The organism is Bradyrhizobium sp. MI1.4, assembly GCF_055811315.1.
Window position 1 is genome coordinate 14258 of the sequence record NZ_JBVVPP010000019.1, and the last position, 13376, is coordinate 27633.

12 protein-coding genes and 1 tRNA gene are annotated in these 13376 nt (G+C 61.9%); 6 read left to right on the top strand and 7 right to left on the bottom strand.

Annotated elements, in window-relative coordinates:
* Positions 1 to 284: 284 nt before the first annotated feature.
* From AC0L23_RS21345 to AC0L23_RS21355, 3 genes are all read left to right on the top strand, one after another.
* Positions 285 to 1667 carry an HlyD family secretion protein gene (locus AC0L23_RS21345; protein ID WP_143273909.1) on the top strand — a complete coding sequence of 461 codons (1383 nt, stop codon included), beginning with the start codon at positions 285 to 287 and terminating at the stop codon, positions 1665 to 1667.
* The gene (locus tag AC0L23_RS21350) at positions 1664 to 3607 is read left to right on the top strand and encodes a glycosyltransferase (protein ID WP_085361226.1); all 1944 of its coding nucleotides are present in this window, start codon (positions 1664 to 1666) and stop codon (positions 3605 to 3607) included. The genes AC0L23_RS21345 and AC0L23_RS21350 overlap by 4 nt, the downstream gene beginning before the upstream one ends.
* 777 nt (positions 3608 to 4384) lie before the next feature.
* Positions 4385 to 5608: an ABC transporter substrate-binding protein gene (locus AC0L23_RS21355; RefSeq protein WP_085354376.1), complete on the top strand. Its 1224-nt coding sequence runs from the start codon at positions 4385 to 4387 to the stop codon at positions 5606 to 5608.
* Between the two features lie 231 nt (positions 5609 to 5839).
* Here AC0L23_RS21355 and AC0L23_RS21360 read toward each other — a convergent pair whose 3' ends face one another.
* Positions 5840 to 7402: an adenylate/guanylate cyclase domain-containing protein gene (locus tag AC0L23_RS21360; RefSeq protein ID WP_085350683.1), complete on the bottom strand. Its 1563-nt coding sequence runs from the start codon at positions 7400 to 7402 to the stop codon at positions 5840 to 5842.
* Between the two features lie 178 nt (positions 7403 to 7580).
* On the opposite strand from AC0L23_RS21360, the gene AC0L23_RS21365 reads away from it, so the two are divergent.
* Positions 7581 to 8672, top strand: coding sequence for an enolase C-terminal domain-like protein (locus AC0L23_RS21365; protein ID WP_085350815.1), 1092 nt, complete (start codon positions 7581 to 7583; stop codon positions 8670 to 8672).
* 68 nt (positions 8673 to 8740) lie between these two features.
* Here the strand turns inward: AC0L23_RS21365 and AC0L23_RS21370 are convergent, their stop codons facing one another.
* The 4 genes from AC0L23_RS21370 to AC0L23_RS21385 all read right to left on the bottom strand — a co-directional run bounded on the left by AC0L23_RS21370 (position 8741) and on the right by AC0L23_RS21385 (position 10301).
* A complete protein-coding gene (locus AC0L23_RS21370) occupies positions 8741 to 9163 on the bottom strand; it encodes a RidA family protein (RefSeq protein WP_085361225.1) in 423 nt (140 codons plus the stop codon).
* Positions 9164 to 9230: 67 nt separating this feature from the next.
* The gene (locus AC0L23_RS21375; RefSeq protein ID WP_162496402.1) at positions 9231 to 9464 is read right to left on the bottom strand and encodes a hypothetical protein; all 234 of its coding nucleotides are present in this window, start codon (positions 9462 to 9464) and stop codon (positions 9231 to 9233) included.
* A 94-nt stretch (positions 9465 to 9558) separates the two neighbouring features.
* A complete protein-coding gene (locus tag AC0L23_RS21380) occupies positions 9559 to 9819 on the bottom strand; it encodes a hypothetical protein (RefSeq protein ID WP_018453352.1) in 261 nt (86 codons plus the stop codon).
* Entirely contained in the window at positions 9816 to 10301 is a 486-nt protein-coding gene (locus AC0L23_RS21385; RefSeq protein WP_018453351.1) for an L-2-amino-thiazoline-4-carboxylic acid hydrolase, read from the bottom strand. Before AC0L23_RS21385 ends, AC0L23_RS21380 begins: the two co-directional genes overlap by 4 nt.
* Before the next feature lie 216 nt (positions 10302 to 10517).
* Here AC0L23_RS21385 and AC0L23_RS21390 point away from each other — a divergent pair, with 216 nt between their 5' ends.
* Positions 10518 to 11042, top strand: coding sequence for a Cif family virulence factor (locus AC0L23_RS21390; RefSeq protein ID WP_085361224.1), 525 nt, complete (start codon positions 10518 to 10520; stop codon positions 11040 to 11042).
* A 188-nt stretch (positions 11043 to 11230) separates the two neighbouring features.
* Here AC0L23_RS21390 and AC0L23_RS21395 read toward each other — a convergent pair.
* Positions 11231 to 11305 (bottom strand) — tRNA-Val (locus AC0L23_RS21395).
* Positions 11306 to 11378: 73 nt separating this feature from the next.
* Positions 11379 to 11738: a cell cycle two-component system response regulator CpdR gene (cpdR, locus tag AC0L23_RS21400; RefSeq protein ID WP_007597092.1), complete on the bottom strand. Its 360-nt coding sequence runs from the start codon at positions 11736 to 11738 to the stop codon at positions 11379 to 11381.
* A gap of 363 nt (positions 11739 to 12101) precedes the next feature.
* Here cpdR and AC0L23_RS21405 point away from each other — a divergent pair, with 363 nt between their 5' ends.
* On the top strand, positions 12102 to 12992 hold the full coding sequence (locus AC0L23_RS21405; protein WP_018453348.1) for an N-formylglutamate amidohydrolase: 891 nt from the start codon (positions 12102 to 12104) through the stop codon (positions 12990 to 12992).
* The last annotated feature ends 384 nt before the right edge of the window (positions 12993 to 13376 follow it).

The following is a 13376-nucleotide window of genomic DNA, read 5'->3' on the forward strand; positions in this document are numbered from 1 at the left end:
CCCCCCCCCCCCCCCCCCCCCCCCCCCCCCCCCCGCCCCCCCCCCCCCCCCCCCGCCCCCCCCCCCCCCCCCGCGTGTTTCTCCTGCCACGAAGCTGCACCTCGTCAACACATCGGCTGAACGGTAGCACGGACCCGTGCCTCTATCGGCCCAATGCGACTCTTGGCGATCCGCTATCGCAGACAATTCTCATGTTTCAGTTAGCCTTTGCAACACCAACATCGCATTTGGATTCGGCCGGCCGTATCTCGCGCGGAGGTTGCGAGTTGACTCTCAGGTGTATGATGCAAAACAAAACGCGTTTCGATTCGACATTCGAAGGCGGCGGCGGTCCAGATATCGCAAAACCTCTCGCGGTGGACGGAAACCATGACGCGCACGGTTTGCAACGCGCGTTGGATGCGCGTCTCAGTCCCGGCAATGCCGATGCCCCCGCAACCGGCGGCGATGCCGCCGCGGATGTAGCGCAATCCAAGCCGAGCCGGACGCTTCTCCGATTTGTGAAGGCCGCGGCGGGCATCGCCATCGTCGCAGTATTCGGCTGGCTGCCGCTCAGAGCGCTTTTCCAGACGTCAAGCGTCGAAGCCGTCGTCAATTCGAGGCTCGTGACGTTGAGGTCGCCGATTGACGGGAAGATTTCAGCCGGGGCCAGTCTGTCAGGCGATTTAGGCACCGTCGGTGAGGGCACTTTCATCCTCCGTGTCGTCAATCCGCGCGGCGACCGCGTGCGGCTCGATGACCTGCGCAGTCAGATGTCTCGCCTCGAAAACGAAAGGCCGAGCCTCGTTTCGAAGATAGCTTCAGCCCAGGCGGGGCAGAAGGATCTGGCGCGTCAGGCGGCCCTGTTCACAGCGGGGCGCATTCGTCAGCTCGAGGCGCGCATCGCAGAAATCCAAACATCAATCGAAGCGGCCGCAGCGCGTCGTGAAGAGGCGGCAGCCGCGGTGGAACGAGCATCATCGCTCATCAAATCGGGCAGCGTTTCGTCTGTCGAGCTTGGGCGCCTGACGCGGGATCAAACCATTGCTCAGCAGACCGAAATCGGCGCGCGACGCCGTCTGGATGCAACCCAGGTCGAGCTCACCGCCGCGCGCGAGGGCACTTTCCTCGGCGACAGCTACAACGATCGTCCGAGCTCGGTGCAGCGTGAGGAGGAAATGCGGCAGCGGGCTGAAGGCCTCACCGCGGACGTAGCGCACGCCGATGCGCAAATCTCGTGGCTCGTCGGCGAGATAGAATCAGAGCGATCTCGTTACATCGGCCGCTCCGAGGCGGACATCAAGTTCCCCGTCGCCGGCCGAATATGGGAGGTCATGACGGCACCTGGAGAGGACGTCCGGGCCGGACAACCGCTCATTCGTCTACTCGATTGTTCCGGCGCCGTAGTGACGGCGAACGTCACTGAGAGCGTGTATAACGGGCTGCAACTGGGATCTCTCGCACATTTCCGGCCGAGCGCCGGCGGCCCCGAATTGACTGGCACCGTCGTCAATCTCACCGGCTCCGCAGGGGTCGCAGCGAACCTCGCCATTAATCCCGATGCGCTGAGCAAGGAACCGTATCGTGCGACGATTTCGGTCCCCGACCTCAACGATGGCTCCAACGATTGTCCAGTCGGGCGAACCGGACGCGTCATCTTCTCGCCAGACACTGCGAGAAAGCCATGATCGCCGCGCTGACACCGGGCCTTATTGCGCTCGGGTTCTGCGTTGCCGTCCTTCCCTGGTTGCGGCACGAGAACTCCACGGCGCGCTCGCTGATGATCTCAATCGCATTGCTGCTCATGATCCGCTATTTTGGATGGCGCATGACAGCCACGGTGCCGCCCGTCGGCTGGACCGCCGACTTCGCCGTGGGATCCGTGTTCCTCTTCGTCGAGGCTGTATCGCTTGCGGCGGGTGCACTGACACTGGTGTTTCTCAGCCGCTCGACCAATCGAACGCCGCAAGTCGAAGTCAACAGGCGGTGGCTTGCCGGACGGCAAGCTCCGCTGATCGACGTATTCATTTGCACCTACAACGAGGAAACGTCGATTCTGGAGCGCACAATCATCGGCGCCACGGGAATGAACTATCCCAACTACCGCGTCTGGGTTCTGGACGACGGACGGCGTGACTGGCTCGAAAAGCTTGCCGGCCAACTCAGCTGCCGGTATCTGGCGCGCCCGGACAACAAGGACGCCAAGGCCGGCAACATCAATCACGCCCTGAGGCATGTGGCGGAGCTCGCCGATCCCCCAGATTTCATTTCGATTCTCGACGCCGATTTCGTGCCTATGCCCGAATTTCTCAGCCGCGCGACGTGCCTGTTCCGCGACCAGGGCGTAGGCGTGGTACAGACACCTCAGCATTTCATCAATGCGGATCCGATCCAAACCAATTTGGCCGCGACCAAGGTCTGGCCGGACGAGCAGCGCTTTTTCTTCGATATCCTGATGCCATCGAAGGACGCTTGGGGCGTGGCGTTTTGTTGCGGCACGTCGTCGGTCATCCGATTCTCGTCCCTCGTGAAGATCGGCGGCTTTCCGACCGATTCCGTGACGGAGGACTACTTGCTGACGCTGCGGCTGACGGAAATTGGATCACGCACGGTGTACCTGAACGAGCGTCTGACCTTGGGGCTGGCCCCGGAGGGACTCAAGGAGTACATCACTCAGCGCAGCCGATGGTGTCTTGGCTTCATGCAAATCTTTCGGGGGCGCAGTGGTCCCTTTTCCCGAAGATCGCAGCTGGACGTTGTCGACAGGCTTTCTCTCATCGAAGCATTCATGAGTTGGACCTCGACCTATGTCGTCAAGGTCTTCGGTCTCGTCGTTCCAAGCCTTTATCTTCTCTTCGGCATCAAAGCGGTCCAGGCCGATCTTTTCGAACTCCTCGGATATTTCCTGCCGTTTTATGTCTGGTATTCGCTCACCATGGCCTGGATTTCCCGCGGACGCTCCATGGCGGTGATGTCGGATGTCGCTCAATACATTGCACTGCCGGCGGTTCTCAAGGCCGTGGCGGCGGGACTGCTCCAGACGCAGGGACACACATTCAAGGTCACGGCGAAGGGCGGGGATCGCGACCAACGCTTCGTCGAATGGCCACTGCTCAGGGTATACGGCACCGCATTGGCGATTACGCTCGCGGGTATCGTCTATGCCTTCGTGCTTCATGTGCAAGGTGACATGATCGCCTATGGCGGTCTGGCGCTCGCCTGGAGTTTGTACAACGCCATCATTCTGTTGATCGTCTGCCTGGTGTCCATCGAGCAGCCGCGGCGACGGAAGGCCGAGCGGTTCGAGCGAGATGAGCCTGTCCTTTTCAATATCGGTTCCCGGCAGTGCATCTACCGTTTGGCAGACATGTCGATCACGGGCGCTCGCTTCGTGAGCGACAATCCACCACCTGTCGGGACCGCGGTTCGCTGCACCCTCCAGGAGAGAAACGTCGCGGCCCTGGTCGTGCGACGCACGGGGAATGGCTTTGCAATCCGGTTTGATGAAACCCTCAACACCCGCATCGCTCTCATTCGCGCTTTCTATTCCGGTGACTACGTCAGCGCATTCACCGGCATCCACGCCGCCCCGATCGGCAAAGCATTAATGATGCGGATTTTCGGGTGACTACCTCTGCTGATGAAGCGCAGCACCAAGCTCGCTGAACGTCACCGTCGTTGCCAAGCCGAGCGCTGCAACCGGTTCTTCTCGACCAATGCCTACGTCCAGGCCTTCGGCGCTCGTTCGTTCCAGGTAGCGCGCGCCCTATGTAGGCGCCCGCAATTCGCCCTGAAACCAAGCCAAGGTATCAGACGATCTCATTGGGTCGACCAGCACGACCGCGATCTGGTCGACGAAATCGCAAGCGGGACATTCGAAGGTCCAAATCTCAGAACCGGCGGAGCTTGGCGTGATGCGCGCCAGCGTCGTTGTTATCCGGCATGTAGGACAAGGTGGTCGCTGAATGGCCATGAGGCTCGCCTGAATCCGGCGGGAGCGCGATACTCTCAGTCACCGATGGGCGCCGATGCGGGCGGTGATGGACCATCATGGAACCGAGAGCTCTGCCGCCACCGGTCAATATTGACCACCATCCAAATTACGGCCCGCTATCCCAAACATGATCTTTCACAGATCGGTTCATTTTTCATCGGACGAGTGCGGAACAGCGAGCGCACCCGCGCTATATCGCCCGATTTCACGACCGCCGGGTCGAGATGGAGTCCAATGTCCGCGGGCTGCCCTAGCGGCGCGCCACACTCGGCGCGTCAGCACGCCTGCCGTTTCGTCCGGCCCTCCAGCTGCGCACCGCGCCACAGCTTTGACAAACGCTTGACCTAGATCAAGCAGCCTTGGTGCGGATTGAGCCGACCTCGATGAGGGGCCAACGTCAAGGTATCGGGCATGCGCGTCTCCGGCAGGATGCTGTTCGTGTTGATGGTTGCCCTGGCATCGCTCGGGGCGATGTCGCAGGAGCGCGCCGATCAACCCACCGCCGACAACGAAATCCGTATCGGCAATGTCATGCCGTATTCGGGACCGCTGTCCGAATTCGGCGCCATCGGCCAGGCGGAAGCGGCCTATTTCGACATGGTCAACGCGCGCGGCGGCATCAACGGCCGCAAGATCCGCTTCATCACGCGCGATGACAATTCCGATCCGACGACCGCGCTGGAGCTGACGCGCAATCTGGTCGAGACGGACGACGTGCATTTGATGTTCGGATCGTTCGGCACGCCCGGTAATCTCGCCACGCGCTGGTATCTGAACGCGAAGAAGATCCCACAACTGTTCGTCGCCTCCGGCGACGAGGAGCTGAGCCAGGCCAAGGCGTTTCCCTGGACCATGGGCTGGCAGCCGTCGTTCCGGTCGGAGGGGCGCATCTACGCCAACTATCTCCAGGCCTATTATCCCAGGAAGAAGATCGTGGTGCTCTGGCAGAACGACCAGTTCGGGCGTGCGCTTCTCAAGGGCATGGAGGAAGGTCTTGGCGATCTGAACCGTCTCGTCCTCGTCGACATCGCCTTCGACATTGCCGATGAGCATCTCGACGGACACGTCTCGATCCTCAAGCGCGCCGGCGCCGATATCTTCGTCTTTCTCGGTGTACCGTCGACGGCGTCCAAGGTGATCAAGCTGGCGGCGGCAATGAAATGGCGCCCGGTCTTCATCGTCAACGACGCCTCCGCCTCGATCGCCAATGCGATGGCGCCCGCAGGCCTGGAGAATTCCTCCGGCGTGATCTCGGCGGCCTTTCTGAAGGACCCGAGCGATCCCGCATGGAAGGACGATCCCGCCATGAAGGACTGGTTCACTTTCATGGACAAATACCATCACGACGAAAGCACCAACAGCAGCGCCGCGCTCTATGGCTACGCCGCGGCAGAGGCGCTGACGCAGGTGCTGAAGCAATGCGGCGACGACCTCTCGCGCGAGAACATCATGCGTCAGGCGGCTTCGCTGAGGAATTATCAGCCTTCGGTCGCCCTGCCCAACATCAGGATGAACACCTCGCCGAACAGCTACCTGCCGATCCGGCAGATGCGGCTGGTCCAGTTCGACGGCCGCTCCTGGCAACCCTTCGGCGACGTGATCGAAACCGCCTTCACGGAAGGCGCGGCGCGGTGAGTTGACTCGGGCCCACCTATTGCTGGGCTACCCCTCTCCCCCGCCCTCCCCCACAAGGGGGAGGGAGCCGAGCGGAGAACGGAGCAGCGTCGCACCATGATCGACTTTCCGCGAAGTTGGACAAAGTCGCCACGTTAAAGATGTGTTTCCCTCCCTCCTTGTGGGGGAGGGCTAGGGAGGGGGTGCCACACGGCACACTCTCTCAATGAGAGACGGCAACGCGCGTGCTCCTCACGCCGGGTTCAGAGAGGCCAGCGCATTCTCCAGCAGCGAGCGCACCCGCGCCGCGTCGCCGGATTTGACCACGGCGGGGTCGAGATACAGCTCCAGCCCCGGCGCTCGCTCGGTGATGATCCCGCTCCTTTCGGCGGCCGCGTCGTTCAGCGCGTCGACCGAATAGGGAATGATTTCGCGGCTGATGCCCTTCATCGTGATCGCGGGCAGCGCGTGGGCGCGGACGATGTCGCTGACCAGCGCGAAGGTCTCGTAGCTCAGCACGATGCCGCCGGGCTCGGCGATCGATTGCAGGCGCGCGGCGAGGTTCGCCTCCGCGCCGATGATGGTGTAGTCCATGCGATCGCTGCTGCCGAAATTGCCGACATTGCAATAGCCGGAATTGATGCCCATGCGGGCCTTGAACGGCAGCTCGATGCCGGAGGCGCGCCATTTCGCATTGAGCTCGGTGAGCCGGTGCTGCATGCGCCAGGCCATCTGGAGACAGGCCTGCGCGTCGGCGCGGTCGCCTTTGGTCTCGGGGTCGCCGAAGAAGATCAGCATGGCATCCCCGATGAACTTGTCGATGGTGCCGCCAAATTCGTGGGCGACCGCCGACATCTCGGTGAAATATTCGTTGAGGAGCTGGGTCAGCAACTCCGGCTGCAGCCGCTCCGCCGTCGCGGTGAAATTCTGGATGTCGGAGAAGAAGATGGTGAGCTTCTTGCGCTCGGTGTGGATGGTAACGTCCTTCTGGCCGGAGAAGATGCTCTTGTAGACCTGCGGCGGGATGTAGCGCGAGATTTTCATCGATAGCGAAGCCAGGAAGTCGTTGGTGGATTCGAGCTCCTTGTTCATGCCCTTGATGCGGCTCGCCTGGCGGCGCTGCAGCGAGAGGAACGACAGGCCGCTGCCGGCGGCGATCAGGAAATAGGCCAACAGGAACTTGAACGAGAAGATGTTGGCGGCGATCGGCTGGGCGATGATCACCTCCTGGATGCCTCTGACGTCACCGACCTTCCAGTCCTTCTTCGGGCTCTCGGGGTGACTGTTGTGGCAGCTGACGCAGGCCGGGCCCATCGTCACCGGAGCGATCAGCCGGACCTTGTCGTTGAACAGCGAGGTCTCGGTCTCGACGATCTTCTGCTCGGGATCGTTGCGAAGCGATTCGAGCGCGGCCTTCTCGAACTTGTCGAGCTGGTGCGGGGCGCGGTTCTGGAACGGGAAGTCCGAGACGAAACGGTAGGTGATGTTTTCCTGCTGCGCCCCGATCACCCGCCCTAGCTCCAGCGACAATGTCGCCGGGATCGGGATCGCGCCGGGGATGGATTCGTAGTTGTGAATCACCCTGGTCGTACCGTTCGGATTGGCGATGATGCGCCCGACCACGTTGGTCGCGTAGTAGCTGCGCACGCTCGTGATCACCGAATTCAGGTCGATCGCCTGCCGGCGCAGCGCGGTCTTGCTGAGTTCGGTCAGGTCCAGCCACACCGCGAGCGGCAGGGCGAGCAGCAGGAAGGCGATCGCGGCACCGGTCAGGATGCCGCTCTTGCGCTGTTCTTCGGAGATCTCTTGCTTCACTCTTTGGCTCCGTGATGAGCGTTCTTGTCTCGAACTCGGGGGATTTGCGGAACAGAGCCAATAAACGCGCTCCCGCGCAACCCCATTTTATGGTGGTCGCGCCAAGCGGCTTTTCGTTTCATGGCGAATGTTTAAGATCGGCATTAATCTGCATTCACTCCGCCAGGAGATCCACCAAATGACCGAGACCATCTGCATCAAGCGCTTCAATGCGCGCTCCGTCATCGTGCCGATGAACCTCCCGCTCCAGACCTCGACCGGGGCTGTCGCAAAGGCACCGCTGGTGCTGATCGACTGCGAGACCGACCAGGGCGTCCAGGGGCACGCCTATCTGTTCTCGATCACGCCATCGGCCTTGAAGCCGTTGACGGCGATGGTCGCGGAAATGTCGGAGCTGCTTGCGGGCGACGAGCTGCTACCGTTCGAGATCGAGCGCAAGCTGACCCAGCGCTTCACCCTGCTGGGGCTCGCCGGCCTGCAGCGGCTGGCACAATCCGGCATCGACATGGCGGCATGGGACGCACTGGCGCGCGCACGCGGCCTGCCGCTAGCGCGGCTGCTCGGCGGCGCGCCGAGACCGGTCAGGGCCTACAATTCGAAGGGGCTCGGCATCATGCCGGCGGGTGCCGCGGTGGAGGAAGCCCACAAGCTGCTGGCCGAGGGCTTTCAGGCCGCAAAGATCCGCGTCGGCCGTCCCGATGCACGGGAAGACCTGAAGGTGGTGCGCGCGGTGCGCAAGGCCGTCGGCGACGACGTGACCTTGATGTGCGACTATAACCAGGCGCTGACGGCCACCGAGGCGATCCGCCGTGGCGAGATGCTCGACGATGAGGGCCTGACCTGGATCGAGGAGCCGATCCGTCACGACGATTATGAGGGTAACGCCCGCATCGCGGATGCGCTGCGCACGCCGGTCCAGATCGGCGAGAATTTCGACAGCGCCTTCGCGATGCAGACCGCGCTCTCAGCGGAAGCCTGCGACTACGTGATGCCCGACGTGCAGCGCATCGGCGGCGTCACCGGCTGGCTGCGCGCCGCCGCGCTGGCGCATGCCGCCGGGATCGAGATGTCGACGCATCTGTTCTCGGAAGTCAGCGCGCATCTTTTGTGCGTGACGCCGACCGCGCATTGGCTCGAATATGTCGACTGGGCCGACGCAGTGCTTTCAACGCGGCTGATCATCAAGGACGGCTTTGCCCTGCCGAACGAGGAGCCCGGCAACGGGATCGCGTGGGACGAGGCTGCGGTGAAGAAGTATCTGGTCGAATAGACCGCGTGTCGTCGCGACGTATCGAAGTGCGAACGTCGAAGCTGACGATCAGCGAACGGCATGCCTTCCTACGACCGAACAGCGGCAATCATACTCAGCTCGACCGGTGCACCCCGCGGCAACTCGGCGACGCCGACAGATGTACGCGTGTGACGACCGCGATCGCCTAGGCGCTCGATCAACCGGTCGGAAGCGCCGTTCATGACTTGCGATTGCTGAGTGAATCCAGGGGCCGAGGCGATGTATCCAACGAGCTGCAAGACGTGGACGATCTTGTCCTCTCCACCTGTTGCGTGATTGATGGCCGAAATGCAGAGATCTGCGCAGAGGGCTGCCGCCCCCTGTGCGGCGGCGACATCGACACCTGCGCCGACCTTGCCTGAGTACAGCAGCTCTTCGCCGCGACGCGGCAACTGACCACTGACATACGCAATTCCACTATGGATGATGACGGGCAAGTAGTTGCCGCCTGGTTTGTTCACGCTGCTCATCTCGATAACCTGCCTTCATTTCTCGCTGGCGTGGGTGGGCGGACAATGGCAGGCGGGGAGTCGCGGATCAAGCTGCGCATTGCACCGAGGTGGTGCACGATAACGATCCCTCATGACCACATGGCGCCTTCATTCGCACATCCGCGTCGTCGCGATCGGCGGCGAGGATCGAGTTCGGCGAGAGCTGGCAGGCCGCGCTGGTGCGTAAGTTCCACGAGGAGCTCGGTATCGGAATCTCCATCGTGAAGGCGATGAGCTGAACACGTTGCTGCTTCCACATCGTCATTGCGAGCGCGGCCAAGCAATCCAGAATCCCTCCGCGGAAACAGTCTGGATTGCTTCGTTGCGCTCGCAATGACGGAGTGTGAGACAGCAGCGCTGCATGACTAGCTACGCTACCAAACCTCCGCGCCGGGAATCTTCCTGCGCACCGCGATGCGCTGGATCCAGATGCAGCGGCGGATGGATCTGTTGGAGCGGCCGACGGCCGAGATGCCCTCGCCGGCCTGAAGCAGCGGCGCCACGCTTTCGCGCAATGCGCGGCAGCGCTGCAGTTCGGCCTGCCAGTCGATGACCGCAGCAGCGGCGCGCGACGACATCAGCGCCAGCACCATCAGGGCAACATAGCTCGCCCGCATCACCCGCATTCCCTTCATTTTGATCCGCGCTCGTCGCGCCAGTAGCGGAAATCGCAATGGGACGCGCCTTGCATGATGGTTTGCGTGCGCGTGAGCCTGACGTCGGCGCCAAATCCATCAGCGGTCGCGAAGTCGGCGGTGCAGACCAGCAGGAAACCGAGCTCCGGCTCGCCCAGCGCCTTGTAGAACTCGGCATAGGCGCATCGCGTCACGTCGAACGCAAAGGCGTCCTGGGTCTGCTCGATGATGTCATAGGCGAGCGCGTCGTCTCGGGCATAGGTCTTGAACGCCGACGCGACGGCCTTGCCGAGATCGGCTTCGTTGTTCGTGCTGTTCTTTGCCTTCCAGAATTCCTCGCCGAAGCCGCGATAGAGGTCGCCAAGCGCCTTGCGCACCAATGCATTGGCGCGCGCCTCGCCGAGTTCGGCCTGCAACGCCTTAACCAGGGGCACCAGCACCTGCGCCTGGATCTTTGCCTGCTCGATGACGGACACGCTCATGGGCAACCTTCATCCGGGTTACTTCACACCACAAGACGATAACTCAACTCGCTGCTCGCGGCGAGGGTTTGCTTGCCTGGTCCCGTGGCATCCGGAAGTCTACGTTTCCGTGATGTCGGGGTCATCGCCGATCGTGCAATCCTGAAAACATCGACCTGGCCACAATGGTATGACGCTCACCATTCAAATTCCGCCGGCAAATGACCAGAGGTGACCATGATCCGACCCAAAATGCCTTCAGGCAATTTCACGCCACGAGTGTTTTCACGGCGCCCTCAAGTTGCGGCGTTTGCCGCAGCGCTGTTTCTCGCCGCAACGTTCTGGCCGGCCGGAGGCGCGCAGGCTGCCGCAAATGATGCCGAAGCAGGAACCATCTTCGAGAAATTCATCGCGGCGCAGAATGCGCATGATGCGGACGCCATGAAGGCCATGCTCCTGAATTCACCCGGAACGCTGTTGTTTGCCAGAAACATCGAGACGCGCGGTCGCGATGAGGTCGCCGAACGCTTCAAGACCTATTACGAGGGCACCTGGCACCTCGAACCCGACATGTCGAAATTCCGCGTCGCCGTGATCTCGAACGAGATCATGCAGATCCTCGTGCCGATCGTCTTTACGCGCGGCCTTCCGGGCAAGCCGCCACAACAAAATACGTTTCTGATCAGCCAGACCTACGTTCAGGATGCGGACGGCTGGCACGTCGCCTCAATCCTTCCGGTCGCGAATACGGAACTGAAATAGGGGATTTAGTGGCTGTGTGTCGGCGCAGGAGGCTGCCGCTCCAGTCCGTGTCCGCTCTTCGAGCTACGCCGGACACGCTTCGCCAAAATGAGATTGGTGGCTTCCGAGCCGAAGCTCGCGGCGGCAGCCCGCCTGCGCCCGTTGGGCTTCGGCGTGGCATCCTTCACTCGGCTATCGCGAGCGAAGGATGGTGGGCGCGACAGGGATCGAACCTGTGACCCCTACCATGTCAAGGTAGTGCTCTCCCGCTGAGCTACGCGCCCTAGATGTCTCTAGATCGGGTCGGGTCCCTATAACGGCTCACGGGAGCCGGTGCAAGGACGGAAGGGGGCCGATTTAGGCCGCCAGCATCTTGTTCACTTCGCTGACCAATTCGCGCAAATGCACGGGCTTGGACAGCACCTTGGCGTTCTTGGGGGCATCCGAATCGGAGTTCAGGGCGACCGCGGCGAAGCCCGTGATGAACATGATCTTGATGTCGGGGTCGAGTTCCGAGGCCCGGCGGGCGAGTTCGATGCCGTCCATCTCCGGCATCACGATGTCGGTGAGCAGCATCTCGAACGGCTCTTCCCGCAGCCGCTGATAGGCGGCCATGCCGTTATCGTGGGACGAGACCTGAAAACCGGCGTTTTCCAGCGCCTTGACCAGGAAACGGCGCATGTCGTTGTCGTCTTCGGCGAGCAGGATCTTTGGCATGGCGGAAATGTCGAATCCCCAGAGGATATCAGCGGAGGTCACTAAGCCCGACGGAGGGTAAATTTGGGGTGAAAATCTTTACCCTCCGCAGCTCGCGCTGCCGGACTCTTGTGAACCGGAATACGGCACGAAGCAATCGAGCCGTACCTGCCGGTCCCCACCCGCTGCCCGCAGGGTTAAGACATGTTCCAGCGCAGATCGCATCTTTTCGCTTGGCAGGATGGTTGCGATTCCGGACAATGACGACACATAAGGGCCGCCCGATCGGCCGAATCAATGCGCCAAGGGCGAAGCCTGATACCGAGAGGCGGAGCCTGATTACCAAGGGGCGAAGCCTGACACCAAGGGACGAAGCCTGAGAAGATGACCCGGTTTGACGGCGACAAGTCGCCAGCCTTCGAGATCGTTGAGCCCGCGCAATGGCGCGCGCCGGTTATCTTCAACTCGCCCCATTCCGGCTCGACCTATCCGGACGAATTCCTCAGCGCCTCCAGGATCGACCTGCCGACGCTGCGGCGTTCCGAAGATTCCTTCATGGACGAGTTGATCGGCCATCTCAGCGAGCGCGGCTTTCCGACCGTGCGGGTCAACTTTCCCCGCTCCTATGTCGACGTCAATCGCGAGCCCTACGAGCTCGATCCCCGGATGTTCACCGGGCGCCTGCCGAGCTTTGCCAACACCCGCTCAATGCGGGTCGCCGGCGGACTTGGCACCATTCCGCGCGTGGTCGGCGACGGCCAGGAGATCTATCGCGAGCGCATCCTGGTCGACGACGCACTGGGGCGGATCGAGACGCTGTACAAGCCCTATCATCGCGCGCTGCGCCGGCTGATCAACAAGGTGCACCAGATGTTCGGCACCGTCGTGCTGGTCGACTGCCATTCGATGCCCTCGGTCGGCGTCTCCCGCGACGAGCCGCGCCGGCCCGACATCGTCATCGGCGACCGCTACGGCACGAGCTGCACGCCGCTATTGCCCGACCGGGTCGAGGAGACCATGGCCGGCCTCGGCTATTCGATCGGCCGCAACAAGCCCTACGCCGGCGGCTTCATCACCGAGCATTACGGTAACCCGGCCAGTGGCCTGCATGCCGTGCAGCTCGAGCTCAACCGCGCAATCTACATGGACGAGCGGCGGCGCGAGCGCAGTCCGCGCTTTGCACAAGTGGCGTCGGACTTCGGCGTGCTCGCAGACGTGCTGGCGACCACGGTCCCGTTCGGCGATCTCGGCCCGTTCCAGGCCGCGGCTGAATAGGCGCGACGTTTTCTTCGAACAATTGTGTTGGGTGCGATCAGCGCGAATGCGTTTCGCGGCGAGCATCGAAATGAAAGCCGATGCCGAGAGAAAGCAGAGGCTGAAAGAAAAAAGGGCCGCTTCTAATGAAGAAGCGGCCCAAGTCTAGGGAGGAAACGCCCAAGGAGGGCAGCAGTAACGCGAGAAGCGCTACCGCACCGCAACAATATGCGGCCGCGCCGCACAAAGTGCAAGGGCTTTCGAGCGGTTTCCCATGCAATGAGGACATAGCTCGGTTGCTTCTAGAGAAACCCGGATTCAGTTCCTTTGATAAGGAAATTCAATGGGTTGATAGTCATTTGCATACGAACGAGGCAGATCCGGAACTAAGGTTTCAACTCAATG

What these genes read in the sequence shown, in the direction of transcription:
- AC0L23_RS21345 (WP_143273909.1), top strand. Translation starts at nt 285, where the DNA reads ATGCAAAACAAAACGCGTTTCGATTCGACATTCGAAGGCGGCGGCGGT.
- AC0L23_RS21350 (WP_085361226.1), top strand. Translation starts at nt 1,664, where the DNA reads ATGATCGCCGCGCTGACACCGGGCCTTATTGCGCTCGGGTTCTGCGTT.
- AC0L23_RS21355 (WP_085354376.1), top strand. Translation starts at nt 4,385, where the DNA reads ATGCGCGTCTCCGGCAGGATGCTGTTCGTGTTGATGGTTGCCCTGGCA.
- AC0L23_RS21365 (WP_085350815.1), top strand. Translation starts at nt 7,581, where the DNA reads ATGACCGAGACCATCTGCATCAAGCGCTTCAATGCGCGCTCCGTCATC.
- AC0L23_RS21370 (WP_085361225.1), bottom strand. Translation starts at nt 9,163, where the DNA reads ATGAGCAGCGTGAACAAACCAGGCGGCAACTACTTGCCCGTCATCATC.
- AC0L23_RS21380 (WP_018453352.1), bottom strand. Translation starts at nt 9,819, where the DNA reads ATGAAGGGAATGCGGGTGATGCGGGCGAGCTATGTTGCCCTGATGGTG.
- AC0L23_RS21385 (WP_018453351.1), bottom strand. Translation starts at nt 10,301, where the DNA reads ATGAGCGTGTCCGTCATCGAGCAGGCAAAGATCCAGGCGCAGGTGCTG.
- AC0L23_RS21390 (WP_085361224.1), top strand. Translation starts at nt 10,518, where the DNA reads ATGATCCGACCCAAAATGCCTTCAGGCAATTTCACGCCACGAGTGTTT.
- cpdR (WP_007597092.1), bottom strand. Translation starts at nt 11,738, where the DNA reads ATGCCAAAGATCCTGCTCGCCGAAGACGACAACGACATGCGCCGTTTC.
- AC0L23_RS21405 (WP_018453348.1), top strand. Translation starts at nt 12,102, where the DNA reads ATGACCCGGTTTGACGGCGACAAGTCGCCAGCCTTCGAGATCGTTGAG.